This is a genomic window from Helicobacter kayseriensis (genome assembly GCF_021300655.1).
In the GTDB taxonomy this organism is placed as follows: domain Bacteria; phylum Campylobacterota; class Campylobacteria; order Campylobacterales; family Helicobacteraceae; genus Helicobacter_G; species Helicobacter_G kayseriensis.
The window spans coordinates 1-2,154 of record NZ_JAJTNB010000023.1 but is presented as its reverse complement, the minus strand read 5'-3'; the positions used below and the strand labels follow the sequence as shown (position 1 = coordinate 2,154).

2 protein-coding genes are annotated in these 2,154 nt (G+C 35.7%); both read right to left on the bottom strand.

The window, feature by feature from the left end; translation table 11 throughout:
• A partial coding sequence (locus tag LW137_RS07015) for a hypothetical protein (protein WP_233034905.1) occupies positions 1–186 on the bottom strand: 186 nt, incomplete at its 3' end.
• Positions 187–200: 14 nt separating this feature from the next.
• Complete coding sequence (locus LW137_RS07010) at positions 201–2,141, bottom strand: alpha/beta fold hydrolase (RefSeq protein WP_233034903.1); 1,941 nt, start codon at positions 2,139–2,141, stop codon at positions 201–203.
• Positions 2,142–2,154: the final 13 nt, after the last annotated feature.

Below are 2,154 nucleotides of genomic sequence, written 5' to 3'. Positions count from 1 at the left end.
ATAAAAGAAAAGTTGGGTTTGGTAGGAGGAAAGAGTTTGTTCTGTGATGCCTTGATATTCTTCTAAGTCTTTGATCTCTTCATAAATTTCTTGATAGAGAGTTTGGCAGTCAATGCAGGCATAACTAAAAGCTTGAATCTTGATTGTTTGATGTTTTTGGGCGATAGAATAAAAGTATGGTTTCATTATTTCTCCTATATTTATGCTCCAATCACAACACTTCCTCCAAAGTATAAAGCCCGAGTTGTTTTTGCTTGAAATGCCAAATACTCTCCATCCCAATGACTCAAAGCAGCAATGATCTCAGGAGTGTTGTATCCAAAGAGAGTGAAAAAATCTTTTTGGCTTAGAAGGGGTTGATTGTCTTGATTGACTAAAACAAAAAGAGCAAAAGTGCTCAGTGCAACTCTTAGGGCTGCTTCATCTTGAGCTTTTTGCAAATTGGTTTGATGTTCTTTTAGACTTTGATCATCAAAAGAGCGAAGAAAATAAAACCTCTCTTTTAAAAAAGAAAGAATCTCAAGCAAATCTTTGCTTTGAGAGAGCTCATTAAGAGTAGTCTTATTTTCATAAGATACTTTTTTTAAAGAATCAAGATAAAGCCCCAGCAATATTCCTAGAGGTGTTTGTTTTCCTTTTTGAGCAATCTCTAAATAAAAGGCTTGAAGCTTTTCGCTGAGTGGAGGTGTTTTAGGGCCTCTTGTTCTCATTCTCTCGCTCTCTTTTCTCCTTTTATATCCCTCTATTCTTCCTATAAAAGAAGAGAAATAATCACTGAGATTTTGGTGATAGGTATTGAGCGCATCAAATGTTTCTTGTAATCCCTCTTTAAGAAAGATTGCTTCATTGCTAGAAAGAGCTAGGAGATATTCATAAAAGGAGAGGGTTTGTAGTGTGCAATTTAGATAATGTGAATCTAAACCCTCCTCTGAAACATATAAAAAAAGATAATCCCCCTTGATGTCTTTGCCTAAATGTTGTGTTGTGTTTTCTATAAGCCAAGTCTTTAAATGTTCTTGGGTATCAAGGGTGTTTGTTGTCTCAATATGGAGAATGTTTGCATCTTTTAATGGAGGGGGGATAAAGTCTGGATTGTTTCTTGTGATGGAAAGATGATCGTTGATCTTTTGGATCAAAAATTCATATTTTTCCAATTCCTTAGGGATAGCAGTATTGTGATAGAGATTAAAAGTAAGTGATATGGTGTTGAGTTTAGATGCTATGCTCAGTTTCTCTTCAAGCCATCTCAAAAGCCATTGGCTTGATTCTATTTTTGAAGATTCATCACCTTTTACAAACTTTTTGCTCCAATCATTTAGCACCCCAGGGGAATTAAAGGTATAGAGCTCTTTTACTTTATGAGGATACATGAGGCAAAAACTCTGTGCCAAATATCCTCCCAAAGAATGTCCAATAAGAAGAAGCTTTTCTTCTTCTCTTAGGTGATGTTTGACTTTCTCTTCATAAAATCTTGCAAGATCATAGCATTGCAAAGGAATATCTCCTTGAGCTAGGGCAATATCTGTTTGAAAGTCTTCTTTTGTGTATTCAGTCCCTCTGCAAACCAAGATAAGCTCATTGTTGTTTTCATGGTCTTTAAACAATGTTGCAGAAAACCCATATGCAGTATTTTTCTGATGTTCAATGACTTCATAGCGGGAAACAAAGGCTTTGGTGCGAGCAGAGAGAGAGCGGGAGGTTTCTTCTTTCTTTATTTTTTCTTTAGTGGTGCTGACTTTGATTTTTTGGTATTCAAGTGCAGGTTTATCTTTTTTTCTTTCAATGAGATTTTGAATCTTATTATCAATCTTTTTCTTTTTGTGGTTAATAGTGATGAATTGATCTTTTGCAAATCTAGCTTCAATGGCTAGGGCATAAGCTGTGGGTTGGCCTAAGGAGCGTTGATTGGATTGTAGCAGTTCTTGTATTTTTGTATTTTTTGTATTTTCTCTTGTGAGTTCATACCCCCTCTTAATTCCATCTGCATAAATCCATCTTGCAGGAGGCTCTTTTCTGTGTTGAACTTCCCATTCATCATCGCTAGCTTTAAACTCCTCATTCTCTTCTATATAATGAAGCAAAGCATAGCTTGCATCAGCTACATTTGCATAGTCTTTGATTTTTGTGATTTGTTCTTTCATCTCCATCCCTCAT

What these genes read in the sequence shown, in the direction of transcription:
- LW137_RS07010 (WP_233034903.1), bottom strand. Translation starts at nt 2,141, where the DNA reads ATGAAAGAACAAATCACAAAAATCAAAGACTATGCAAATGTAGCTGAT.